Origin of the sequence: Salsipaludibacter albus, from assembly GCF_019798055.1 — a bacterium.
Classification (GTDB): domain Bacteria; phylum Actinomycetota; class Nitriliruptoria; order Nitriliruptorales; family Nitriliruptoraceae; genus Salsipaludibacter; species Salsipaludibacter albus.
Window position 1 is genome coordinate 103,102 of the sequence record NZ_JAHOPH010000007.1, and the last position, 23,436, is coordinate 126,537.

Consider the following 23,436-nt stretch of genomic DNA (forward strand, 5'->3'; position numbering starts at 1 on the left):
GGTCCGGTACGTGAACGTCCCCACCGCCTGACCCTCCGGACGACCGTCCTCCGTCCCATCGGCGGCCTATCGTCCCCGGGCAACGACATGATGCACGTGAGCCGATCCCTCGATGACTGGTCCCCCGCGGGACGACCAGGCTCTGGGCGACCGGTCCGACCGACGACTGATGGGAATCGCGATGACCGGTGCTGCCTGCCAGCGGTGTGGCGAGACCAACGAGATCGAGGTCGAGCAGTACGTCGCCGACGACGGGCGGAGGATGGTCCGGGTGACCTGTCACCAGATCGTCCACGAGGAGCCGGTCGAGACCCACATGGAGGACCCCCGGTACGCCACCGTGGGCGACGTTTCGACCTCGACGGCCGGGTTCGGCGACACCGCCATCGTGTGCACCTGGAACCCGGACCTCGCCGACGACCTCCCGGACGAGCAGCGAGCAGCGGCGGTCGACGCCACGCGCAGTGGCGAGCCGGCGAGGTTCGACTGGAGCATCGGGACCCACCGCCACAACATCGGTCCCGGGACGACCGCGTGGCTGTTCCGCCAGGGCAACGAGCGCGGCATCGTGGCGCGGGGCAGGGTCGCGTCCCTGCCGTTCGAGGACGCCCACTGGGACGGCTCAGAGCGCTCCGCGCGGTACGTCACGGTCGACTGGCACGTCATGCTCCCGGACGCCGACGTCCTGGCGGTCGACGTCCTGCTGGAGGACGTGCCCGACGGCAACTGGAACGGCCGGTACCAGTCGGGGTCACCCATCGGACCGTCCGCGCATCGCGACCTCGATGCGCGTTTCGAACGTCACCTCGACGAGGTCGGCTGGCCGGCGACCAACTGACGCGAGCGGCACGTGCGCTGGACTGCGGTCCTGTCGAACCACGACTGTCCACAGCCCGGCGAATCCCGCCCCTCCCGCGGGCTGCTCGCGCGTAGCGTCCGCCGACATGGACCACATCGACGAATGTTTCCTCGACGTCCCGGAGCCGCCGCCCTGGCCACCCGGGCAGGCCGTCCCCCTGGACCTCGAGTACGGGACGCCGGGGTGGAAGCGCAAGCGACGCCTGCATCGGCTCGCGAGGCTCAACGGCGCCTGCCCGGAGTGCGACGGCGGACCGGAGGAGCCGAGCGTGCAGGAGTTCCTCCGCGGCCTGGCCCGACCGCGACCGATGAAGCCCGACGAAGTGCCGGTCGACGGCGGCCTGCTGACCCCCGAGGGCGAGGTCGCGTCGTTCGTGCACGGCACGCCCGAGGTGGAGGACCGTGAGGCGTTCACGCGCTGGGCCCGGTCGGCACTGACCCCCGTCGGCCAGGCGTTCGCCCACGTCGCGAGCGTGGACGGCGTCCCGTGGCTCCGGGCGCTGCTGTGGTTCGCCGACGACGACCGCCTGCACGTGGAGGCATCGAGCCTGGACCGGTACTTCCACGTCGAGGTCACCCTCGAGTACCTGTGGCCCCCGGTGTACCGAGGCAGCCGCATCCTGTCGCGCCTGGACGAACGCCTCGACGCGCCGTTCCGCCCCGAGTGGCCGGCACCACCCGTGGAGGCATCCGTCTTCACGCGCCTGACCCCGATCGACCCGTCGGACGTCACCCCCGCTGGCGGCTCGACGCCGGGGCAGGACTGAGCAGCGGAGTATCCCACATGGCATGTTCAGTGGTACGTTCCGGGCATGAGTGGGACGTACACCGTGTCGATGGGTGACCGGGGCCGGCTCGTGGTCCCTGCCGAGCTGCGCGCGGCCGGCGGATTCGACCCCGGCGACGTGCTGGTGCTCATCGACACGCCGGGTGGCGTCCTGATGGTGGGCCGCGAGCGCCTGCGCGAGCTCGTGCGCCAGGACCTCGAAGGAACGGACCTCGTGGCCGACCTGCTGCGGGAGCGTCGCGCCGCGTCTGCCTCGGAGGACCCGGCGTGATCGTGTTGGATGCCTCTGCCCTGCTGGCGTTCCTGCAGGGCGAGCCCGGGACGGACGACGTCGAGGTCGCCTTGCAGGACGCCGCCGCCTGTGGCGCCGCGAACTGGTCCGAGGTCGCACAGAAGGTCCGGTCGGTCGACGGCGACTGGGACCTGGCCCGCGCGCTGTTGCTGAGTTACGACCTCGAGGTGGTCGACGTCACCCTCGCCGACGCGGAGCGGGCCGCGTTGGCGTGGCAACGCGGCAGCGGACTGTCGCTCGCCGACCGGTTGTGCCTGGCCCTCGGTGACCGACTGGACGCCGAGGTGTGGACCGCCGACCGTGCCTGGGGTGAGGACGGACGTGTCCGCCAGGTCCGCTGAGGACGCTGAATCACGGCAGCCCCCACGCGGGAGGGTCGGGGCCGACCGCCCGGACCCGCGATTCGTCGGCGAGCGCCGTCCCGGACGAGCCGGTGGCCACGGGCCAGCCGTGACATCCCGCACCTGCCCTGGAACACGGCACGCGTCTCGCACTCCGCTGGATGATCCGACTCCGGCGCTGATCACGAACGGTGATCGAGTAGCGTTGCCTCCCTGGTGAGCGGGGTGGACGATGGCACGTTCCTGGTTGATGATCCGGGTCGAGCTGGTGGGCGGTCGCGGTGAGTACTGGTGGCCCCGCCCGGGCCGCGAGATCGTCGCACGGCGGACCTCCACGTTCCGCGAGCTCGCCCGTGCCATCGACGCCGCCTTCGGGCGCTGGGACCTGTCGCACCTGCACCGGTTCGTCCTCGACGACGTCGTCCTGGTCCCGCTCGACGTGTGGGACGACCCGCCGCGCGGCGCGGCCGACGACACCTCGCGGCTGTCGATCCTCGAGCTCGGCCAGCAGTTCGCCTACGAGTTCGACATGGGTGACGGGTGGGAGCACCTGTGCACGGTCGAACCCCAGCGCGTCGACCCGTGGGAGGTGCTCGGGGTCGAGCCGGACCGTCCCACCGTCGCGTTCGGGTGGGGCGACCTGCCGGACCAGTACGGCCGCCGGTTCGCCGACGACGACGGCAACGGCCCGCTCCCCGACCAGCCGGACCCGCCGACCGCCGACCTGCCCCCGCTGCTGCCGCACTGGGGTGACTGGACGCCTCCCACCGATGACGAGCGGCTCGACGGATTCGTGCCGATGCAGGACTGGGACGACGAGTCGTGGCGCACGCTGCTGGGTGCGGTCCACCGGGGCGACGGTTTCGAGGTCGTGTCCCTGTCTCGGACACATGACGCGCTGGAGGTCGCCCAGCTCGCCGGCCAGGGACTGCTGGCCGCGCTGGCCCAGGGGGTCGAGGAGGCGTGGGCCATGGCCTGGCGGCTCGCCGACGACCTGCGCGACCGCATGGGGCCCGGCGACGACGAGCTGGCCGACGAGCTCGACGCCGTCCGCGGGGTGGGCAGCCGCCACGTGGACAGTCCTTCGCTGCGCGCGGTCCCGGTCGACCTCGAGGAGCTGGCCACGCACCTGGAGGGCGACCTGCTGGGCGCCGAGCCCTGGTACCTCGACCTCGAGACCGGCCAGCTGTGGCCCGACGACCCGGTCGGGATGACCGGCGAGGAGCCCGCGGGCTGGGGCGACGACGGTCGCTGGCTGTCGATCACCTCAATCGGGTCGCGCGACGCCTGGGAGGACATGCGCGACTACATCGACCGGATCGAGGACGCCGACCTGGCCGAGAGTCTCGAACGCGCGATCCACGGCCGCGGCGCGTTCCGCCGCTTCAAGGACGAGCTGTTCCGCCACGAAGACCTCGGCCGGGCCTTCCAGCGATACACCGACGACCGCCAGCGCGGCCGCACCCGTGCCTGGCTGGCGATGCAGGGCCTGCGGCCGGCCCGACCCGGCGAGCGAGACGGCTGAAGTGCGTCGCGTGGCCTGCCCGGCGAGCCGATCCCGATGTCGGCGTGCCACGCCGATTTGATCCGAACGAGCCATGGCTGAACGAACGTGTGTTCGTTACTCTTGAAGCACTTCATCACAATCCACGATCATCACGAATCCTGAAGGTCCGTCGGGGGCGACAGACACAGGCAAGCGCGACATGTCCACCACCCTCGACACCCCGGTCTCCGGACCGCCCCGACCCGACGGTCACGCCGTGACCGCTCCGGGATGCGCGGGCGTGCTGGACGACGGCACGGAGGTGGTGGGCGGTGACGCCGCGGCGGGCCGCGCTGTCGTGGACCCCGGTTGCCAGGACGCGACGAGCGACGACGCACCGGGCCGCGGCTGTTCCGCTCAACGGGACACCGGGCAAGAAGTTCTTGACCGCTGCGCTGGCCGGTGCTCGGTTGAGGATGGTCGAAGCCCGTCCCTCCCGCGCATCAACCGATGGCGTCGTTGTTCCTTTGAACGGAACAAGCACGTCCCCCACATGGCGTCCCGGCGGGTGTCCGACCCGCGGCCGGCACGATCGCCCCGCCCCGGCGTGCCGGCCGCGCCCCCCACCCTCGACCTGAATGGGGTCGCCATGACGCGTCGTCCCATCATCCTCCTGGTCAACGTGCTGCTGGTCGCGTCGGTGTTCGCGGTCGGATCGGCGGCCGCGGCGGACCCGCCTGGGGACGACCGGGTGGCGACCTGCGAGCGCCTCGGGCAGGCGACCGCGAACGCCGAGGTCGAGGTGGTGGATGCCTCGGCGGCCCTGCCCGAGTACTGCCGGGTCGCCGGACAGTTGGCCGGCCGGATCGGTTTCGAGGTGCGGATGCCGACCACGACGTGGAACGGCAAGTTCTACATGACGGGCTGCGGCGGGTTCTGCGGCAACGTCAACGCGGACGCCTGCAACGCCGCCCTCGCCCGCGGCTATGCGATCGCGGCCTCGGACGGCGGCCACACCGCCTCGTCAGGAGACGGCTCGTGGGGCTACGACGACACGCGCGCCGAGGTCGACTATGCCTTCCTCGCCGTCCACAAGACCGCCGTCCACGCCAAGGCGCTCATCCGGCGCCACTACGGACAGGGTCCCTCGTATTCGTACTTCGCCGGCTGTTCGGGCGGCGGGCGCGAAGCACTGATGTCGGCCCAGTCCTACCCGAACGACTTCGACGGGATCATCGCGGGCGCACCGGCGAACCGCCAGGCCTATCTCGCCGGCGTCTCCCAGGCCTGGATCGAGCAGGCCCAGTTCGACGCCGACGGCGCACGTGTGTTCACGGTCGCAGACGCCCAACTGGTCGGACAGGCGGTCTATGCGGCCTGCGACGACGTCGACGGCCTCGCCGACGGGGTGATCGACGACCCGCGCAACTGCGACGTCGAGCCGGGTGACCTGGCCTGCCCGTCCCCCGACCCGTGCCTCGATCCCGAGGCCATCGCGGCCCTGGCCAAGATCTGGGACAGCCCACGCGACAGCGGTGGCGCCGCGCTGTACCCGGGCGGCCTGCCGGCCGGGTCCGAGCCGCTGTGGCCGGGCTTCAGCGTAGGGTTCGGCGCCGGGCTCTCTGGCGGGGGCAACTTCGCCCAGGAGTACCTGCGCTACCTCGCCTTCCCGAGGGACCCCGGGCCGGACTACTCGCTGTTCGAGTTCGACTTCGACACCGACGTGAAGGACCTGCGACCGCGCGCCAACCTGTACAACGCGACGTCCGACGACCTGTCGGGCTTCGAGGCCAACGGTGGGAAGCTGATCCTGTACCACGGGTGGGCAGACCCGCTCATCACGCCGTACGGCACCGTCGCCTACTACGAGGACCTCGTGGAGAACTCCGGCGGCCTGGCTGCAACCCAGCAATGGGCGCGCCTGTTCACGTTCCCCGGCATGGGCCACTGTTCAGGTGGGCCCGGACCCAACCAGTTCGACGCGCTGGCCCTGCTCGAGGACTGGGTCGAGGACGGCCGGGCCCCTGAGCGCATCGTCGCCACCGGCGGAGTGGTCCCCGACCGCACGCGCCCGGTGTTCCCCTACCCGGCCGTCGCGCGCTACGACGGCTCCGGTTCGATCGACGACGCCGACAACTTCGTGCCCGTGACGCCGTAGCTCCCGGGGCCCGGAGGACCCGTGTCCGACGCAGATCGCGTCGTTCCCCCAGTCGGAACGTGCAACCTGCACGGGGGTCATGGCATCGGCGCCAAGACCCAAGCTGCCGCGGGTGGCCGCGGCCCAGGGCCACTCCAGCACCGTTCCTTCCAACGGAACGCTGCGCGATGTGGGAGCCCGTCTCCGACCCGTCCAGCGCTAGCGTCGAGCATGCACCACCACCCGCTCCCGGAGGTCGATCCATCGCCAAGCCGCCGGACGACGACCCGGCCTCGGGCCCGCTCAGCGGGCTGCGGGTGCTCGATGTCTCGACGATCCTTGCCGGCCCCCTGTGCTGCCAGATCCTCGGGGACTACGGCGCCGACGTGATCAAGGTCGAACACCCCCAGTACGGCGACGGCATGCGCGGCCACGGTGCCGCCAAGGACGGCGTCGGCGTGTGGTGGAAGGAAATCTCCCGGAACAAGCGCACCATCGGCCTGAACATCGGCGACGAGCGGGGTGCGGAGATCCTTGTCGCGCTCGCGGCCGAAGCAGACGTCCTGGTGGAGAACTTCCGGCCGGGCACGCTGGAGCGGTGGGGCGTGGGACCCGAGGTGCTCCACGAGGCCAATCCCGGGCTGGTGCTGGTGCGGATCTCCGGCTTCGGCCAGGATGGCCCCTACGCCTCGCGCCCGGGCTTCGGCACGTTGGCCGAGGCGATGAGCGGGTTCGCCCACCTGACCGGGCAGGCCGACGGGCCCCCCACCCTTCCCGCATTCGGGCTCGCCGACTCGATCTGTGCGATCGCGGCGTCGTCGGCCACCATGATGGCGCTGTACCACCGCGACGCCCGAGGCGGCGCAGGACAGGTCATCGACCTGAGCATCCTCGAGCCCATCATGACCGCGGTCGGGCCCGGACCGATCGCCTACGACCAGCTGGGGATCGTGGGGCAACGCCACGGCAACCGCTCCACCAACAACGCCCCGCGAAACACCTACCGGACCGCAGACGATCGATGGGTCGCGGTGTCGACCAGTGCCCAGTCCATCGCCGAACGAGTGATGCGGCTGGTCGGCCACCCCGAGGTCATCGACGAGGAGTGGTTCGCCAGCGGCCGGCAGCGCGCAGAGCACGCCGATGAGCTGGACGAGATGGTTGGTGACTGGATCGCCCAGCGCACCAGGGATGAGGTGATCGAGGCGTTCGCGGAGGCTGGAGCTGCGCTCGGGCCCGTCTACGACGCGGCCGACATCGTCGCCGACCCCCACGTGCGTGCCACCGAGATGCTCACCCGGGTGGACGACGACGACCTCGGCCAGATGGTCCAGCACAACGTGATGTGGCGGATGTCAGCCACGCCCGGCGCGATCAGGTTCACGGGCCGCAATCTCGGTGCCGACACCCACGACGTGCTGGTCGGCGACCTGGGCATGGACCCCACCCGGGTCGATGCCCTCCGCGACGCCGGCATCATCGCCTGAAGGAGGCCCCCGTGGCACACCACGACGAACACCCCGACCAGGCCGGCGACGACGGCATGGCGGCGAGCGACCTCGTCATCACCAACGTGCGGGTGGTCCGCCCCGGCAGCGACACGACGGTCGACCACGACATCGCGATCCGCGACGGCCGCATCGCGGCGGTCGGACCCGGGTTGGCCGAGGCGGCCGCTGAGGGCACCGAAGTCATCGACGGCCGTGGACTGGTCGCGCTGCCCGGACTGGTCGACGCCCACCAGCACTGGGGGATCTACAACCCGCTGGAGGAGGACACCGTCACGGAGAGCCGTGCCTGCGCCCAGGGTGGCGTGACCACCGGAATCACCTACATCCGCACGGGCCAGTACTACCTCAACACCTCCGGGCCCTACGCCGACTTCATGCCCGAGGTGCTCGATCGGTCCGGCGGCCGCTCCCACGTCGACCACGCCTTCCACGTCGCACCGATGATGCGCAGCCACATCGACGAGATTCCGTCGCTGGTGTCGGACTTCGGGATCACCTCGTTCAAGATCTTCATGTTCTACGGCGGCTACGGCCTGCACGGCAAGTCGTCGTCGCAGAACGAGTTCCTGATGATCCCCGAGGACGAGTCCTACGACACCGCCCACTTCGAGTTCGTCATGCGGGGCGTGCAGCGGGCCCGCGAGGCCCACCCTGACATCGCCCACCAGATCTCGCTGTCTCTGCACTGCGAGACCGCCGAGATCATGGCCGCATACACCGACCTGGTCCACCAGGACGGCGAGCTGTCGGGGCTGGAGGCGTACTCGGCATCGCGGCCGCCGCACTCCGAGGGCCTGGCGATCTCGATCGCCTCGTACCTGGCACACGAAACCCAACTCCCGACCATCAACCTGCTGCACCTGTCGTCGGCCAAGGCGATGGACGCGACCCGTCGCATGGCACAGGCCTTCCCGCACGTGGACTTCCGGCGCGAGGTCACCGTCGGCCACCTCACCCGTGACTTCACCCAGACCGGGATCGGCGCGAAGGTCAACCCGCCGATCCGCTCACGCGACGATGTCGAGGCCCTGTGGGACGCCGTCCTGGACGGCGAGGTCGACTGGATCGTCTCCGACCACGCCTGCTGTCGGGACGAGATGAAGTTCGGCGAGGACCGCGAGGACGTGTTCTTGGCGAAGTCGGGTTTCGGCGGCACCGAGTACCTGCTGTCGGGAGTGTTCACCGAGGGCTCGCGCCGCGGCCTGGGGCTGGGCCGGCTGGCGGAACTGCTGAGCACGAACCCCGCGCGACGGTTCGGCCTCGACACCAAGGGCGAGCTCGCGGCGGGCTTCGATGCGGACGTGGTGCTGTTCGACCCCGACGCCACGTTCACCGTCGACGCTGCCGACTCGGAGTCGTCCCAGGAGTACACCCCGTTCGAGGGGATGGAGCTGACCGGCAAGGTCGTCGACGTGTTCCTGCGAGGCGAGCGGATCGTCGCCGACGGCAGCGTGGTCGGCGAGCCCACCGGCACCTACCTGCGACGGCCCACCACGCGACCAGCCGTCACGAGGGACCCGACGCCATGACACCACGCCCCGACGACCACGACGCACCCCAACAGTCGACGCCGTCCTCGGATCCCCTGCTGGCGCTCGTCCAGGCCGGCGTGCGCACCTTCGACCTCGGCCGGCCCCTGTTCATCGGGATGCCCCAGTCCCCCAACCACCCGGCGTACTGGCACTCCCTGCCCCGGCGTCATGGCGACATGGTCCGCCCCGACGGGGGTTCGGCCGCCAACGACGTGATCATCACCGGAACCCACGTCGGCACCCACATCGACGCCATCAGCCACGTCAGCCAGGACGGTCGCCTGTTCGGGGGTGTCGACGCGAACCAGGCCCAGGTCGGCGGACGCTTCGACGAGCTCGGCATCCACACGGTCACGCCGCACCTCGGCCGCGGTGTCCTGCTCGACCTCGAAGCGGTCGTTGCCGGGGGGATCGCGCCGGACCACGAGGTGACGCCCGACGAGCTCGAGGCCGCGGTCGACCGCCAGCACCTGGAACTCCGCGATGGTGACGTGGTCCTGCTGAGGACGGGGTGGGGACGCCACTTCGAGGACGGCGCACCGTTCGTGGGTCGCGACACCGGGACGCCCGGGGTCGGCGCCGCCGGAGCCAGCTGGCTGGCCGAGCGAGCCCCGTTCGCCGTCGGGGGCGAGACCATCGCCTTCGAGCGGACCGCTCCGGGTGCCGGTCACGCCGTGCTGCCGGCCCACCGGATCCTGCTGGTCGAGCACGGCATCCACGTCATCGAGACGATGGACCTGGAGGCGCTGGCCACGGCCGGCGTCCACGAGTTCCTGTTCGTGCTGGTCCCGTTGCCCCTCGTCGGTGCGACCGGGTCCCCCGTGCGACCCCTGGCGGTGGTCGCGGATGGCTGAGCACCGGCCCGCAGCGGCCACCGGGTCCGGCGACGCGCCCCTGTCGGCACGCTTGGCCGCGTTCGCCACCGATGCCCGTGACCACGGACTACCCGACGAGGTCGCTGCCAGCGTGCGCCAGCGAATCCTGGACATCCTCGGCATCTGCGTCGCCGCCGCGCGGCTGGACACCAGCCGAGCCGTGGTGCAGCACGTCGCCGACCAGGGCGGTGCGGCGCAGTCGTCGGCGGTGACCCTGTCCGACCGGGTCCCTGCCAGCCAGGCCGCCTTCGTCAACGGCGTGCTGGCCCACTCCCTGGACTACGACGACACCCATCTCCCGTCGATCCTGCATCCCAGTGCCTCGGTCGTGCCGGCCGCCCTGGCCACCGCGGAGCTCGCCAGGTCCGGCGGTGCCGCCCTGCAGGCCGCCGTGGCAGCTGGCCTCGAGGTGACGGTTCGGTTGGGGATGGCCGGCTACGACCGCGACGCGGGGAACTCGCTGTTCTTCGAACGTGGACAGCACGCCACCTCCATCTGTGGGGCGATCGGCGCCGCCGCCGCGTCCGCGTTGCTGCTCGGCCTGGACACCGACGGGGTCGACGACGCGATCGGGATCGCGGTGTCGATGGCTTCGGGACTGCTGGAGGCCAACCGCACCGGCGGCACCGTCAAGCGTCTGCACTGCGGCTGGGCCGCGCATGCTGGCGTCTCGGCGGCCCAGCTGGCCAGCCGTGGCATCACCGGCCCACCGACCGTCCTCGAGGGACGATTCGGCTTCTACCAGGGCTTCCTGGACGGCGAGTTCCATCCCGAGGAGATCACCGACGGCCTGGGCGACACGTGGAGTGTCCCCGACATCCACTTCAAGCCGTACCCCGCGAACCACTTCACCCACACCGGCATCGACGGCGCCGTCCGGCTGCGCGAGCGCGGCATCGGCCCCGACGACGTGGCTGCGCTTCGCCTGGGTGTCGCCGCCCCCACCGTGCGCACGATCGGGGAGCCGCTGGACGTCAAGCGCACCCCGGACACCGGCTACCAGGCCCAGTTCAGCGGCCCCTACACCATCGCCGCCGCACTGCTGGGCGGGTCCGGGCTGGCGCTGGGGCTCGACGACTTCACGGACGAGTTGGCGCGTGACCCGCAACGGCGAGCGCTGATGGCCAAGGTCGACGTCGTCGCGGACCCGCGTTGCGACGAGCGCTACCCGGACGAGTTGCCCGGCGTGCTCACCGCAACGTTGACCAACGGTGACGAGGTCGTCGAGGAGGTCTGGGCGAACCGCGGTGGCCCGAGCCGCCCACTGGACGCCGACGAGCTGGCCACGAAGTTCCGCGACAACGCCCTGCGTGGACTGGACGGCGACGCCGTGGCGATCATCGAGGACCAGGTCTTCGGGCTCGGACAGGTCGGCGACCTCGGACCCGTCATGGCCGCCCTGCGATCGTCGCACGGCTGACCCTGCCGGTCGACGGACCAACCCGACGGGCTCACAGGCCGAGGTAGGCACGGCGGACGTCGTCGCTGGCCAGCAACTCGTCGCCGGTGCCCGACAGGTGGATCTCGCCGGACTCGATCACGTAGCCGCGATCAGCGGTCTCCAGCGTGCGCTTGGCGTTCTGCTCGACCAGCAACACCGTGATCCCCGTCGACCGGATCCGGTCGATCGTGGCGAACACGTCCGCGACCAACTTCGGGGCCAGGCCCATCGAGGGCTCGTCCATCAGCAACAGCCGTGGCCTGGCCATCAGGGCCCGGCCGATCGCCAGCATCTGCTGCTGGCCACCGCTCATCGTCTCGGCCTTCTGCTGGGCCCGCTCCTCGAGGATCGGGAACAGCTCGTGGACCTGGTCGAGCGACTCGCCACGCTCGTCAGCCGACCGTGTGAAGGCCCCCATCACGAGGTTCTCGTACACGGTCAGGGCGCCGAACAGCTCGCGATCCTCCGCCACCATCACCACCCCTCGCCGCACGAGGTCGTGTGGACCGAGCCCCACGACCGACTCACCCTCGAGCTCGATGCGGCCGGCGGACGGGACCAGCAGTCCGGCGATCGTGCGCAGGGTGGTCGTCTTGCCGGCGCCGTTGGCACCCACGAGGGCCACGACCTCGCCCGCCTCCACCTCGAGGCTGACCTCGTGCAGCACCTGAAGGCCGCCGTAGCCGGCGTTGACCTGGTCAAGAACCAGCAAGTTGTTCCTCCTCACCCAGGTAGGCCTCGATCACGTCCGGATCGCTGGTGACCTCGTCGGGGGTCCCCGCCGCCAGCAGCTGCCCGTGGTGGAGGACGAGGATCCGCTGCGACAGGCGCATCACGGCAGCCATGACGTGCTCGACCAGCAGCAGGGCCCGGCCCTCGTCGGCGATCTCGACCAAGAGCTCCAGCAGGGGCTCGCGCTCGGCCGGGGTCAGGCCCGACAACACCTCGTCCAGCAGCAGCAGTTGCGGGTCCAACGCCAGCGCACGCGCCAGCTCCAGCCGCTTGCGCGCAGCGGTCGGCAGCGCGCCTGCGAACTCGTCGGCCATGCCCGCCAGGGCGACCCGGTCCAGGACCGCGTCGGCCAGTTCCCGAGCCGTCTCGAGGCGAGGGCTGGACGATGCGGCGGCCACCGTGACGTTGTCGCGGACCGTCATGGAAGCGAACGGTCGCATGAGTTGGAAGGTCCGCCCGATCCCTCGCCGAGCGATGGCGTGGGGCGTCCAACCGGTGATGTCCTCCCCGTCGAAGACCACCCGGCCGGTGTCGACCGGGATGCGCCCGGCCACGAGGTTGAACAGGGTGGTCTTGCCGGCACCGTTGGGTCCGATCAGCCCGACGATCTCGCCGGCCTCGACCTGGAAGTCGACGTCGTCGACCGCTCGCAGGCCCGAGAAGGACTTCGACAGGTGGGTGACCTCCAGCAGGCTCATCGTCGGAACCGCTCCGCCAGCGAGCCGTAGACACCCTTGGGCAGGAACAGCAGGATCAGGATCAGCAGGGTGGCGAAGACCATCAGGTCGATGCCGGACCTGCCGGCCACGAAGTCGAGGAACGGCGGTGGGTCGCGCACGATCTTGGAGGTCCACTCCCCCAACGGGATCAGGATGGCCGCGCCCACGATCGGCCCCCAGAGCGTCCCGGTGCCACCGACGACCGCGGGCAGGAGGATCGCGACGGATTCGGCCGGGCCGAACGCCAGGGCCGGGTCGATGAAGAAGAAGACCTGGACGAAGAAGGTCCCCATCACGGCCGTCATGGCACCGCTGACCGCGACCGCCATGACCTTGTGCGCCGTGGCGTCGACCCCGGAGGCCTCGGCCCCCTCTTCGTCTTCGCGGACAGCGACGATGAACATGCCGCGGCGACCGTGGAACAGCAGGATCGTGATCGCCTGCAGCACCACCAGCAGCCCGAGCCCCACCAGGAAGTAGTTGGGCGAGGTGGTGGAGAACTGGAGCATCCACCACGACGACTCGGCCAGCACCGGGACCTGCAGCCCCTGGGTGCCGTTGAGCCACTCCTGGCCCTGGACCACCAGCCGAAGCATCTCGGCGAACGCGAACGTCGCCAGGGCGAAGTAGGCGCCGCGCAGCCGGTACCGGAAGGACAACCAGCCGGTCAGTGCCCCGAACGCGGCGGCAAGCACGGCCCCGACCGCCATCCCGATCCACGGAGAGATGCCGTGGTCGACCAGCAGATACGCGCTGGAGTAGGCACCGATGCCGAAGTAGGCGGCATGGCCGAAGCTGAACTGCCCCGCGAAGCCCCCCATGACGTTCCACCCCACGCCGACACCGGCCGAGATGATGATGCGGATCATCACGGTCCGTGCGGATCCCTCCAGCCAGAACGGCACGGTGGCGAGGAGCGCCGCCAGACCGGCCAGCACCAGCAGTTGCCCACGTGCGTCGCGCAGCACCGTGCTCATTCGGCACCGCCCCCGAACAGGCCCTCGGGCTTGAGGAACAACGTGGCGATGAAGATGATGAACACCGGCAGCAGCTTGCTCTGGCCCGGGAACAGCAGGCCGCCGATCTCCTGGGTGAGCCCGATCAGGATCCCGCCGACCAACGCCCCGCCGATGTTGCCGAGCCCTCCGAGCACCACGATGACGAACGACAGGATGTTGAACTGGGTGCCGGTGGTCGGCTCCAGGGTGAGGAACGGCAGGACGAGGACTCCCGCGGCCGCGGCGACGGCGGTGCCCAGCCCGAAGGTCAGGACCTGGATGCGGTCGACGTTGACGCCGACCAGCGAGGCGCCGGTCCGGTTCAGGCCAGCGGCGCGGATGGCCGTGCCGACACGGCTGCGGTTGAGGAACGAGAACAGCGCCCAGGCGACCGCCAACCCTCCCACGAAGGCAACGATGCGTGGCAGCTCGATGATCGCCCCGCCGATGCGCAGTGGGAACTCGACCGGCCCGATCGACGCGTTGGCGTAGTCCAGCCTGACCGATCGCGGATTGGCGGAGAAGGCAAGCAGGAGAGCGTTCTCGATCAGGATGGACAGGGCGAAGGTCAGCAGCAACTGGTTCTCGAGCGGCTGCCCCATGGCAGGGTTGATGACGACCTTCTGGACGGCCGCTCCGACCAGGAACATCAACAGTGGCGTGATCAGCAGGGTCAGGTACGGGTCGATGCCCACACCATCGGCCAGGACCCAGGTCAGGTACATCGCCAGGGTCAGGAACGCACCGTGGGCGAAGTTGATGATCTCCAGTACGCCGAAGATCAGCGACAGCCCCATCGCCACCAGTCCGTACACACCGCCGATAAGCAGCCCCGTGGTCAGGGCTTGCAGCGCGATGGTGCGACCGGCCGGCGTCACCGCCAGGTCGCTCACCTCGGTCCAGCGCCACAGCAGCACGACCAACGCGAGGACCACCCCCCAGACCCACCGCGGGACGTGCAGGCGGGTCTGGAGACGGCCGGTCCTCGACGATGCGCCGGCGTCGCTCACCGAGGCATCCGGGTGGCGCAACCAGGGGCGGCCGTCGGAATCACTGCCACGGAACCGCCGGGAACTGCGGCTCGGCCTCCGCGAACTCCTCCGGGTAGACCTGCAGGACCTCGCCCTCCTGCACCTGCATCAGGACCGGCTGGGCGTTCTCGTTCTCGCCACTGTCGTCGAAGGTGATCGGGCCGGGGAAGGTCAGCAGGGGTTCGGGCACCTCGACCTCCTGGATGGCGGCGGCGATGTCGGCACCGTCGCACGAGGCCGCGCTCCGGGCTGCCGTGGCGATCACCTCGACCGCCTGGTAGGCCAACACGGCCGCGGTGCGCATCGCGTCACCGTTCTCCTCCTCGAAGCGCGACCGGATGTCCTGGACGCGTTCCTTGGTGGCATCGAAGTGGTAGTTGGAGTCGAAGATGCCGTTCGAGGCATCCGGGGTGTCCTGCGGGAACTGCGGCAGGTCGTAGGCGCCCTGGGCGACCCCGACGATGGCGTTGACGTCCGGCTGCACCGACGCGGCGGTCTCGGCCACCAGCACCCCGTCGTTGTAGTAGCCGGTCACGACGAGGGCATCGGGGGCAGCGGCGGCGACCCGCTGCATCTCGGTCGTCACGTCCTGCACCTCGAAGGGGTTGTAGGCGATCGTCTCGAGGATCTCGATGCCGACGTTGCCGGCCTCGGCCTCGAACGCCGCCAGCACGGAGGTCCCGAACGAGGTCTCGTCGTGCATGTAGACCACGGTCTCGATCGGCTCCCCGGCGTTCTCGCCCAGTGCCTGCAGGTACTGCGCCCCGAAGGTCCCCATCGCGGTGGCGTTGGGCTGGATGCGGAAGACGTAGTCGTTGTCCTCCGACGTGATCGCGTCGTCCACGGCGACGTCGATGACCAACGGAACCTGCTCGCGCTGGGCGACCGTGGCCAGGTTGGTGGTCACCGCGGACTGGTAGGTGCCGACCAGCGCGTTCGCGCCCTCCTGGATCAGGCGTTGCGCCTCGGTCTGGCCGATCTCGGGCTCCCCCTGCGAGTCGGCCGAGGCGATCGTGATCGACAGCCCGTCGGTCGACAGGTCGTCGGCAGCCATCTGGGTCGCGGCGTCCATCTGCGTGCCGTCGAGTGCCAGGCCCCCGGTCAGCGGGTGGACCGACCCGATGACCAGTTCGGCACACCCCTCGCCGCTTGCCGTGCCGGCCTCCGTCGGACTGGCCGCGGCGGTCTCGGTCGCCTCCTCGGTGGGTGCCTCGGTCGACGTCTCCGTGGCGGCGCCGTCCTCGGTCGCCTCCTCCGGATCGGCCTCGTCGCCACCACAGCCGGCCAGGGCGATCGTCAGGGCCAGTCCCACTGCCAAGTATCGCGTGCGTCGCATCTGCTGCACCTTTGTCCGTCGTCCACGACCCGCGCCCCGAGATGAATCCCTGACCGTGTGTTCCGGTCGAGTGTTCCGACAAGCGGTACACATTGTCACAGGCGCCTTCATGCAGTATGGCAGCCTGCACTCCATGATGGCAAGGAAACGCGACGGATATCCCCCTAAGATGCCGTGTTGCCCGAGATTTGCCTGCATGACCGGCCTTGTCGGGCGGAATGGGTGGTTCCCTTGAGCGAAACAATGAGACCAACGCCGTCCGTACCCGACGGCGGCACCGTGGCTGCGGCACGCGTGGCGGACGTGTTGTTGGCCGTGGCGGCTGATCCGGACCCCGTCGGTGTGACGGAGGTGGCACGACGTCTCGGCCTGAGCAAGGCCGTCGTGCACCGGATCCTGCAGTCCCTTGCGAGCCGCGACCTGCTGAGCTTCGACCAGGTCACGAGGACCTACCAAGTCGGGCCGGCAGGCGTCATCCTCGGATCGCGTGCGTTGCGGGACCAGGAGTTGCGACGTGCGGCGCTTCCGGTGCTGCGCCAACTCCACACCGCGACCGGCGAGACGACCACCGTGTCCGCCCTGGTGGGCACGGCGCGCATCTACCTGGACCAGGTCGTCAGCCAGCGGGAACTCAAGATGATGGTCGAGATCGGACGGCCGTTCCCCCTGCATGCCGGGTCCTCGAGCAAGGCCATCCTGGCAAACGTGGGACGCGACCTGCGCGAACAGGTCCTGGCGCAGGAACTGCCCGAGCTGACGCCACGGACGATCACGACCCGGGCCAGGCTCGAGGACGAACTGGTGGCGGTCCGGCGTCGCGGAGTCGCGGTGTCACGCGGAGAACGCCAGCACGGTGCCGGCAGCATCGCCGCGCCGGTGCGCGATCCGCATGGCGACGTGATCGGCTCGCTGAGCATCTGCGGCCCGATCAACCGCTTCACCAGCCAGGTCCTGCGCCAGTACGCCCCCCTGGTCCGTCGCTCAGCGGACGAGGTGACGCGCATCCTCGCCGACCGGTTGAACGGCGCATCGGACGACGATCCCGTGCCGAACGAGGTGGCCGGGGACGTCGATGGATGATCCGCTGGCGGCACTCGACGACCTGGGCAGCTTTGCCGCGGGCCTGGCCTGGGACGACGTGCCAGCGGCCGTCCAGGCGCGCCTGGCCATGGTGCTGTTGGACCATCTCGCGGTGACGATGGCCGGGCATGGAACCCCGGAGGGCGGGCGACTGGTCGCCACGGTCGATCCGTCCGACGGACCCGCCCCGATCCCGGGGACCGGACGGAGCGGATCGGTCGAGCAGGCCGCGTGGCTGAACGGCGTCGCCGGCTGCGGGCTCGAACTCGACGAGGGGAACAAGTACGCGCGTGGCCATCCCGCTGCCCACGTCGCCCCGATCGCACTGGCACGGGCTGCAGAAGCACGGGTGACCGGCCAGGAGCTCGCAGCCGCCCTCCTGGCGGGCTACGAGGTCGCGGCCCGTGCCGGGGCCGCCACCCGGCTGCATCCCGGCGTCCACCCGCACGGGAACTGGGGTGCGCTGGGTGCCGCTGCGGCGGTGGCGCGGCTGGCCGGCGACGACGCCGCCACGACCACGGCCGCCATCGGGGCGGCCGGCGGACTGGTCCTGGCCACGCCGTTCGCGACCGTCCTGGCCGGCAACCGCGTCCGCGATGCCTGGATCGCCCACGCCAACCTCGCGGGGTTGCACGCCCGCAGCCTGGCAGCGGCCGGTCTCGCGACGGCCACGGCGACCGTCGACCACACGCTGGGCGGCCTGCTCGGCGAACTGGACGAGGCGGTCCTGGCCGACGACCTGGGCGAGCGCTGGACCGTGACCGAGGGCTATTTCAAGCAGCACGCCTCGTGCTCCTACACCCACCCGCCCGCCGACGCGGTGCTGGAACTACGCGAAGACGTCGATCCGGACGCCGTGCGTGCCGTCCGTGTCCGTACCCATCACCTCGCCGCCGGCCTCGCCGCCCTCCGCCGGGACGACCGACTGGGCGCGATGTTCTCGATCCCCTGGGTCGTCGGGGTCGCCCTGGTGCACGGAGACTGTGCACCGGCCCGCTTCTCCGATGCCGGCCGCCGGGACTCCACCGTGGCACGGGTCGCCGAACGTGTGGCGGTCGTGCACGACCCCGCTCTCGACGACCGCCTGCCGGCCGAGCGCGTCGCCATCGTCGAGGTGGAGCTCGAGGACGGCACGACCAGGCGGGTCGAGGCTCCCAACCCGGTCGGCGATGCCGACCACCACCCCTTCGACCGGGACCGCCTCGAGCGCAAGGCCCGCGACCTGCTCGATCCGTTGGGCTTGGACGTCGCCGTCCTCGTCGGGGTCGTCGACGAGCTGTTCCAGGCCGACGACGTGGCCCCGGTCCTCGCCCGGTTGCCCGGGCCGCCCGATGTCGCCACGACCGTCCCCCCGAATCCCGTTCCCTGACCACGAGGTCCCCCGTGCGCGTCCGCAGCATCACCCCCATCCGCGTCCCCGACGACGAGCTGGCCCGGCGCCGTACGCGCTACGACCAGCTCGCCCCGGACGGTGTCGAGGTCCACCTCGACAACCTGGCCGATGGCCCCACGACGCCATGGCAGCTCGACACCGACGAGGACGTGGCGACGTCCAACGACCTGGTGCTCGCCATGGCGCTGGACACCGAGGTCGAGGCGTACGACCTCGTGCTGCCGGACTGCGTGCTCGACCCGGCGGTCCGCCGGGTGGAGGTCGAGCCGGTCCCGATCGTCGGGATCCTCCAGCTCGCGTCGACCCACCTCGCCCTGCTCGGACGAGCGTTCAGCGCGGTGACGCGCAACCGGGCGATCGCCGACGAACTGGCGGATCGTGTCCACGCCTACGGGGTGGCCGACCGGTTCCTGGGGGTGGACGTCCTGGACCTCGACTTCGCCGCCATCCAGGACGAGTCTCGATGGCACACCGCACTGGCACCGGCACGCTTGGCGGCGACCGAGCGCGGCGCATCGGCGGTCATCAACGGGTGCTCCGCCGTGGACGTGCAGCCGGACGACGCCGGTGCGCCAGCGGTGGACCCCACCGCCATGGCGCTGCGGCTGCTCGGTGCGACGGCGGACGTGTGGGGGCGAGCGTGACAGGCGGACCCGACGTGGACGTGCTCGTGGCGGGTGCCGGTGCCGCCGGCACGGCGGCAGCACTCGCGGCCGCCGACCACGGACGCACGGTGGTGCTGGTGGAGGCCAACGAGTCGTTCCGGCGGGGCAGCAACACGGCCATGAGCACCTCCATGGTCCCGGCCGGCGGCAGTCGTTGGCAGCGCGATGAAGGCATCGACGACAGCCCCGACGACTTCCTCGCCGACGTCATGGCCAAGACGAACGGGCACGCAGACGAGGTCGTTGCCCGGGCCCTCGTGGACGTCGCGCCCCGGCTGGTGGCATGGCTCGCCGATGACTGCGGCGTGCCCCTCGCGCTGGTGACGGACTTCCGCTATCCCGGTCACCACGCCGACCGCTGCCACGCGGTGGCGGACCGGGCCGGGGCGACCCTCCACGGACACCTGCTGGAAGCCGTCGCTGCCCGCGACACGATCACGCTCATGGTCCCGATGCGCCTGGCGACGCTGGAAGCCGAGGAGGCCGACGGCACCTTCACGGCCCTGCTCGAAACCCCTGACGGCACCACCCAGAAGGTGACCGCCGGTGCGGTGGTGCTGGCCACGAACGGCTTCGGGGCCGACCAGGACCTGGTCGCCGAGTTGCTCCCTGACATCGCCGGTGGCGTCTACCACGGGGGCGACGGCAGCACGGGGGACGCCCTGCGGATCGGTGAGGACCTCGGGCTGGACACGGGCTTCCTCGACGCCTACCAGGGCCACGGGTCGCTGGCCGTGCCCGACCGCGTCCTGCTCACGTGGGCGTTCGTCATGCACGGCGGCGTGCTCGTCAACGTGCACGGCGATCGGTTCGGCGACGAGACGGTGGGCTACTCCGAGTTCGGGCCCGCCGTGGTCGGCCAGCCCGAGCAGACCGCGTGGGCGATCTTCGACGAGCGCATCCACGGACTGCTCACCGACTTCAAGGACTACAACGACTTGCTGGACCAGTCGGCCGTGCGGTTCTGCGACGATGTCGACGAGGTGTCGGCCGCCACGGGGATACCCGTCGCGACGGTCGGCCCGCTGCTGGACGAGGTGGCGTCGTACGCCCGCGGCGACGCCGAGGACCCGTGTGGACGCACCGACTTCGAGGCACCGTTGACGGCGCCGTACGCCGTGGTGCAGGTGACCGGAGCGCTGTTCCACACCCAGGGTGGCCTGCGGGTGGATGGTCGGGCACGGGTGCTGCGTGACGGCGAACCGGTGGCAGGGCTGTATGCCGCCGGGGGCGCGGCGGTCGGGATCTCCGGCCACGGCGCGGACGGGTACCTGGCCGGCAACGGCCTGCTGGGTGCGCTCGGGCTGGGCTACCTGGCGGGTCGTGACATCGGGAGGTCGACATGAGCGTGGCAGTGGTGGTCGGAGCGACCGGCGCGATCGGCCGCGTCGTCGTCGCACGGCTGGTCGCGGAGGACCACAGCGTCCTGGCGGTCGGGCGCGACCTGGACCGGCTCGCCGAGTTGGCGGCCGTGGGCGACGAGGTCGAGACCTGCCGACTGGACCTGGCCGACCCGGGCTGCGGGGCCGTGCTGGTGTCCGCGCTGGACGGGCGATCGGTCCGGCTGTTGGCGCACCTGGCGTCGGCACCCCTGGGCGGGGACATCCTCGACACGCCAGACGACGTCCTGCGCGCGGCCCACGAGGTCAAGGTGATCGGGTTGCTGCGACTCGTCCGCGCCCTGGTCGGGCACTTCGACCATCCCGCCCGGATCGTGGCCGTCGGCGGCAACCTCGGCTTCGATCCGGTGCCGCACGCCTCGACGGCCGGACTTGCCAACGCCGCACAGGCCAACCTCGTCCGCCAGCTCAACCGGCGGCTCGCCCCCGACGGCGTGACCTGCCACACCATCGCCCCGGGACCCGTCGCGACCGCACGACACCGTGACCTGCTCGAGCAGGAGGCCGAAGCCACCGGCCGGGGCGTGGACGAGTTGCTCGCCGCGGCGACCGCCGGAGCACCGCTGGGTCGCCTGACGCGGCCCGAGGAGGTCGCGTGGGCCGTGACCCGACTGCTGGACGACGAAGCGGCCGCGCTGGCCGGCAGCACGCTGCTGCTGGACGCCGGCCGCCGCACTGCGCTCCCGTGACCGTTTCGCGGTGCCTGCCCACCACTCGTGTCCTGACCACCCCAGCATCGCCATCCACGCACCATCCCCGACGATCGGACCACCCAGATGGAGTTCCTGGTCAACATCGAGATCCAATGGCCGCCCGACGGTGACGACGACCTGCGGGAGGAGATCTTCCAAGCCGAGCTCGCTCGCGGGCAGGCACTGGCACGGGCCGGCGTGATGCGTCGGCTCTGGCGGGTGCCCGGCCGGTGGGCGAACTGGGGGCTGTGGGAGGCCGAGGACGCCACGGCGTTGCACGACGCGCTGTCGTCCCTGCCGCTGTGGCCGTGGATGGACATCACGGTGCACCCGCTGGCACGCCACCTCAACGACCCGGCCGACATGGAACTGGACGAGCCGGGTCCGGGCACTGGCTGACCACCGCTGGACTGGGCCCGCGGAGTTGGTCAGCCGTCCGCTGCACTGACGTCGGCGAGCTCGAGGGTGAGGCGAGCACGCCGGACGACCGCCTCGTCGACCATCCTGCCCCGATCATCGATGACGATCCCCCGGCCATCGTCAGTCGCCGCCTCCAGCCGCGCGACCAGATCGCGTGCGCGCTCAACCTCGGCGCGGCTTGGCGTGAACGCCGCGTTGATGACCGGGACTTGTGCGGGATGGATGGCCGACCGCCCGACGAACCCCAGCCGTCGCAAGCGATCGGTCGATCGTCGAAGGGCAGCGAGATCTCGGTAGTCGGTGGATGTCGATCCGACGGGAGGGCGCAGGCCGGCCGCTGCCGACGCGACGACGACTGCCGTGCGGATTGGCTGCAGCTCCGTTTCATCGTCCGACGGATCCAGGTGCAGGTCGGCCCGCAGGTCCGCCTCCCCGAGTCCGAGGTGGGCCAGGCCAGGGGTGGCCGCGAGGTCCACGACCTTGGCGACGCCCAGGGCGTCCTCGACCAGTCCCGCGATGCGTGGGGTCGGCAGGGTTTCGGCCGCCTCCAACACCCCGTGGACCGTCGCGATGGCGCTCGTCGATGCCTTGGGCACCACGATGCCGTCGATGGGTTGGCCCACGAGCTCCGCGAGGTCCGCGTCCTGCCAGGGGCCGGCGGCGTTGATCCTCACCCACACCTCGACCCGGCGGCCCTCGCTGGCATTCGTCGCACGCTCGTCCAGCCACGCAAGGACGGTCGCTCTCGCCTGCTCCTTGACCGAAGGGACGACCGAGTCCTCGAGGTCGACGATGACGGCGTCGGAACCCCGTTCCAGCGCGCCGTCGAGCTTGTCGCGCGCGTCGCCCGGCACGTAGAGCCACGAACGGTTGAGCACGGGGCTCCTCACGGTCCGGCAACGTCGCCACCCAGACTGTAGGCCGGGACAGGGCTCGGTCGACGTGACTGTGCGGGGGCGGCCAGCCGATCCCAAGTTCGACAGTTTCTGTGGGCGGCCAAACATGACGACCGGCGGCCCCGGTGGCGATGTCGTGTCTCCCAGCGAGCCCGCTCGACCCACGCCGGTCAGGTCGAGGGTGTCGTCGCTTTCAGCTGCGCGTCCTGGGCGGCACGACTGTCCACAGCCCGGCGAATCCCGTCCCTCCTGCAGGCAGCTCGCTCGTAGCGTCCGCCGACATGGACCACACCGACGAATGCTTCCTCGACGTCCCGGAGCCACCGCCGGGGCCACCCGGGCAGCCCGTTCCCCTGGACCTCGAGTACGGGACCCCGGGGTGGAAGCGCAAACGACGCCTGCATCGGCTCGCGAGGCTCAACGGCGCCTGCCCGGAGTGCGACGGCGGACCGGAGGAGCCGACCGTGCAGGAGTTCCTCCGCGGCCTGGCCCGACCGCGACCGATGAAACCCGACGAGGTGCCGGTCGACGGCGGCCTGCTCACACCCGAGGGCGAGGTCGCGTCGTTCGTGCACGGCACGCCCGAGGTGGAGGACCGTGAGGCGTTCACGCGCTGGGCCCGGTCGGCACTGATACCCGTCGGCCAGGCGTTCGCACACGTCGCGAGCGTGGACGGCGTCCCGTGGCTCCGGGCGCTGCTGTGGTTCGCCGACGACGACCGCCTGCACGTGGAGGCATCGAGCCTGGACCGGTACTTCCACGTCGAGGTCACCCTCGAGTACCTGTGGCCCCCGGTGTACCGAGGCAGCCGCAC

The 23,436-nt window shown here is 70.9% G+C and carries 23 protein-coding genes; 17 read left to right on the forward strand and 6 right to left on the reverse strand.

Going from position 1 to position 23,436, the window contains the following annotated elements; genetic code table 11:
• Positions 1 to 169: 169 nt before the first annotated feature.
• From KR546_RS06380 to KR546_RS06425, 10 genes are all read left to right on the forward strand, one after another.
• On the forward strand, positions 170 to 838 hold the full coding sequence (locus tag KR546_RS06380; protein WP_238443870.1) for a hypothetical protein: 669 nt from the start codon (positions 170 to 172) through the stop codon (positions 836 to 838).
• A 106-nt stretch (positions 839 to 944) separates the two neighbouring features.
• Positions 945 to 1,625, forward strand: coding sequence for a hypothetical protein (locus KR546_RS06385; RefSeq protein WP_238443871.1), 681 nt, complete (start codon positions 945 to 947; stop codon positions 1,623 to 1,625).
• A 45-nt stretch (positions 1,626 to 1,670) separates the two neighbouring features.
• Positions 1,671 to 1,916 (forward strand): AbrB/MazE/SpoVT family DNA-binding domain-containing protein, encoded by a 246-nt coding sequence (locus KR546_RS06390; RefSeq protein ID WP_238443872.1) that lies wholly within the window; start codon positions 1,671 to 1,673, stop codon positions 1,914 to 1,916.
• Positions 1,913 to 2,278 carry a type II toxin-antitoxin system VapC family toxin gene (locus KR546_RS06395; RefSeq protein ID WP_238443873.1) on the forward strand — a complete coding sequence of 122 codons (366 nt, stop codon included), beginning with the start codon at positions 1,913 to 1,915 and terminating at the stop codon, positions 2,276 to 2,278. The genes KR546_RS06390 and KR546_RS06395 overlap by 4 nt, the downstream gene beginning before the upstream one ends.
• Before the next feature lie 232 nt (positions 2,279 to 2,510).
• Positions 2,511 to 3,803, forward strand: coding sequence for a UPF0158 family protein (locus KR546_RS06400; protein WP_238443874.1), 1,293 nt, complete (start codon positions 2,511 to 2,513; stop codon positions 3,801 to 3,803).
• A gap of 610 nt (positions 3,804 to 4,413) precedes the next feature.
• Positions 4,414 to 5,922, forward strand: coding sequence for a tannase/feruloyl esterase family alpha/beta hydrolase (locus tag KR546_RS06405; RefSeq protein WP_238443875.1), 1,509 nt, complete (start codon positions 4,414 to 4,416; stop codon positions 5,920 to 5,922).
• A 296-nt stretch (positions 5,923 to 6,218) separates the two neighbouring features.
• Positions 6,219 to 7,388 carry a CaiB/BaiF CoA transferase family protein gene (locus KR546_RS06410; protein WP_420804240.1) on the forward strand — a complete coding sequence of 390 codons (1,170 nt, stop codon included), beginning with the start codon at positions 6,219 to 6,221 and terminating at the stop codon, positions 7,386 to 7,388.
• 56 nt (positions 7,389 to 7,444) lie between these two features.
• Positions 7,445 to 8,941, forward strand: coding sequence for a dihydroorotase (locus KR546_RS19610; RefSeq protein ID WP_238443913.1), 1,497 nt, complete (start codon positions 7,445 to 7,447; stop codon positions 8,939 to 8,941).
• A complete protein-coding gene (locus tag KR546_RS06420; RefSeq protein ID WP_238443877.1) occupies positions 8,938 to 9,798 on the forward strand; it encodes a cyclase family protein in 861 nt (286 codons plus the stop codon). Before KR546_RS19610 ends, KR546_RS06420 begins: the two co-directional genes overlap by 4 nt.
• Complete coding sequence (locus tag KR546_RS06425) at positions 9,791 to 11,239, forward strand: MmgE/PrpD family protein (protein WP_238443878.1); 1,449 nt, start codon at positions 9,791 to 9,793, stop codon at positions 11,237 to 11,239. The genes KR546_RS06420 and KR546_RS06425 overlap by 8 nt, the downstream gene beginning before the upstream one ends.
• Positions 11,240 to 11,270: 31 nt before the next feature.
• On the opposite strand, the gene KR546_RS06430 is transcribed toward KR546_RS06425, so the two are convergent.
• The 5 genes from KR546_RS06430 to KR546_RS06450 are packed head-to-tail and all read right to left on the reverse strand — an operon-like array spanning position 11,271 to position 16,076.
• Complete coding sequence (locus KR546_RS06430) at positions 11,271 to 11,972, reverse strand: ABC transporter ATP-binding protein (RefSeq protein ID WP_238443879.1); 702 nt, start codon at positions 11,970 to 11,972, stop codon at positions 11,271 to 11,273.
• Positions 11,959 to 12,690: an ABC transporter ATP-binding protein gene (locus tag KR546_RS06435; protein ID WP_238443880.1), complete on the reverse strand. Its 732-nt coding sequence runs from the start codon at positions 12,688 to 12,690 to the stop codon at positions 11,959 to 11,961. Before KR546_RS06435 ends, KR546_RS06430 begins: the two co-directional genes overlap by 14 nt.
• Positions 12,687 to 13,688 (reverse strand): branched-chain amino acid ABC transporter permease, encoded by a 1,002-nt coding sequence (locus KR546_RS06440; protein ID WP_238443881.1) that lies wholly within the window; start codon positions 13,686 to 13,688, stop codon positions 12,687 to 12,689. The genes KR546_RS06435 and KR546_RS06440 overlap by 4 nt, the downstream gene beginning before the upstream one ends.
• On the reverse strand, positions 13,685 to 14,719 hold the full coding sequence (locus KR546_RS06445) for a branched-chain amino acid ABC transporter permease (RefSeq protein ID WP_238443882.1): 1,035 nt from the start codon (positions 14,717 to 14,719) through the stop codon (positions 13,685 to 13,687). Before KR546_RS06445 ends, KR546_RS06440 begins: the two co-directional genes overlap by 4 nt.
• A 40-nt stretch (positions 14,720 to 14,759) precedes the next feature.
• Positions 14,760 to 16,076 carry an ABC transporter substrate-binding protein gene (locus KR546_RS06450; RefSeq protein ID WP_238443883.1) on the reverse strand — a complete coding sequence of 439 codons (1,317 nt, stop codon included), beginning with the start codon at positions 16,074 to 16,076 and terminating at the stop codon, positions 14,760 to 14,762.
• A gap of 279 nt (positions 16,077 to 16,355) precedes the next feature.
• Here KR546_RS06450 and KR546_RS06455 point away from each other — a divergent pair, with 279 nt between their 5' ends.
• The 6 genes from KR546_RS06455 (at position 16,356) to KR546_RS06480 (ending at position 21,705) form a co-directional block, all read left to right on the forward strand.
• Positions 16,356 to 17,156 carry an IclR family transcriptional regulator gene (locus tag KR546_RS06455; RefSeq protein WP_238443884.1) on the forward strand — a complete coding sequence of 267 codons (801 nt, stop codon included), beginning with the start codon at positions 16,356 to 16,358 and terminating at the stop codon, positions 17,154 to 17,156.
• Positions 17,149 to 18,525 (forward strand): MmgE/PrpD family protein, encoded by a 1,377-nt coding sequence (locus KR546_RS06460; RefSeq protein WP_238443885.1) that lies wholly within the window; start codon positions 17,149 to 17,151, stop codon positions 18,523 to 18,525. Before KR546_RS06455 ends, KR546_RS06460 begins: the two co-directional genes overlap by 8 nt.
• 14 nt (positions 18,526 to 18,539) lie before the next feature.
• Entirely contained in the window at positions 18,540 to 19,193 is a 654-nt protein-coding gene (locus KR546_RS06465) for an aspartate/glutamate racemase family protein (RefSeq protein WP_238443886.1), read from the forward strand.
• Between the two features lie 14 nt (positions 19,194 to 19,207).
• Positions 19,208 to 20,560 carry an FAD-dependent oxidoreductase gene (locus tag KR546_RS06470; protein ID WP_238443887.1) on the forward strand — a complete coding sequence of 451 codons (1,353 nt, stop codon included), beginning with the start codon at positions 19,208 to 19,210 and terminating at the stop codon, positions 20,558 to 20,560.
• Positions 20,557 to 21,303 carry an SDR family oxidoreductase gene (locus KR546_RS06475; RefSeq protein WP_238443888.1) on the forward strand — a complete coding sequence of 249 codons (747 nt, stop codon included), beginning with the start codon at positions 20,557 to 20,559 and terminating at the stop codon, positions 21,301 to 21,303. Before KR546_RS06470 ends, KR546_RS06475 begins: the two co-directional genes overlap by 4 nt.
• 87 nt (positions 21,304 to 21,390) lie before the next feature.
• On the forward strand, positions 21,391 to 21,705 hold the full coding sequence (locus KR546_RS06480) for a muconolactone Delta-isomerase (protein ID WP_238443889.1): 315 nt from the start codon (positions 21,391 to 21,393) through the stop codon (positions 21,703 to 21,705).
• 29 nt (positions 21,706 to 21,734) lie between these two features.
• Here the strand turns inward: KR546_RS06480 and KR546_RS06485 are convergent, their stop codons facing one another.
• Complete coding sequence (locus KR546_RS06485; RefSeq protein ID WP_238443890.1) at positions 21,735 to 22,604, reverse strand: HpcH/HpaI aldolase/citrate lyase family protein; 870 nt, start codon at positions 22,602 to 22,604, stop codon at positions 21,735 to 21,737.
• Between the two features lie 299 nt (positions 22,605 to 22,903).
• Here KR546_RS06485 and KR546_RS06490 point away from each other — a divergent pair.
• The coding region (locus tag KR546_RS06490) for a hypothetical protein (protein WP_238443891.1) at positions 22,904 to 23,436 on the forward strand (533 nt) is incomplete at its 3' end.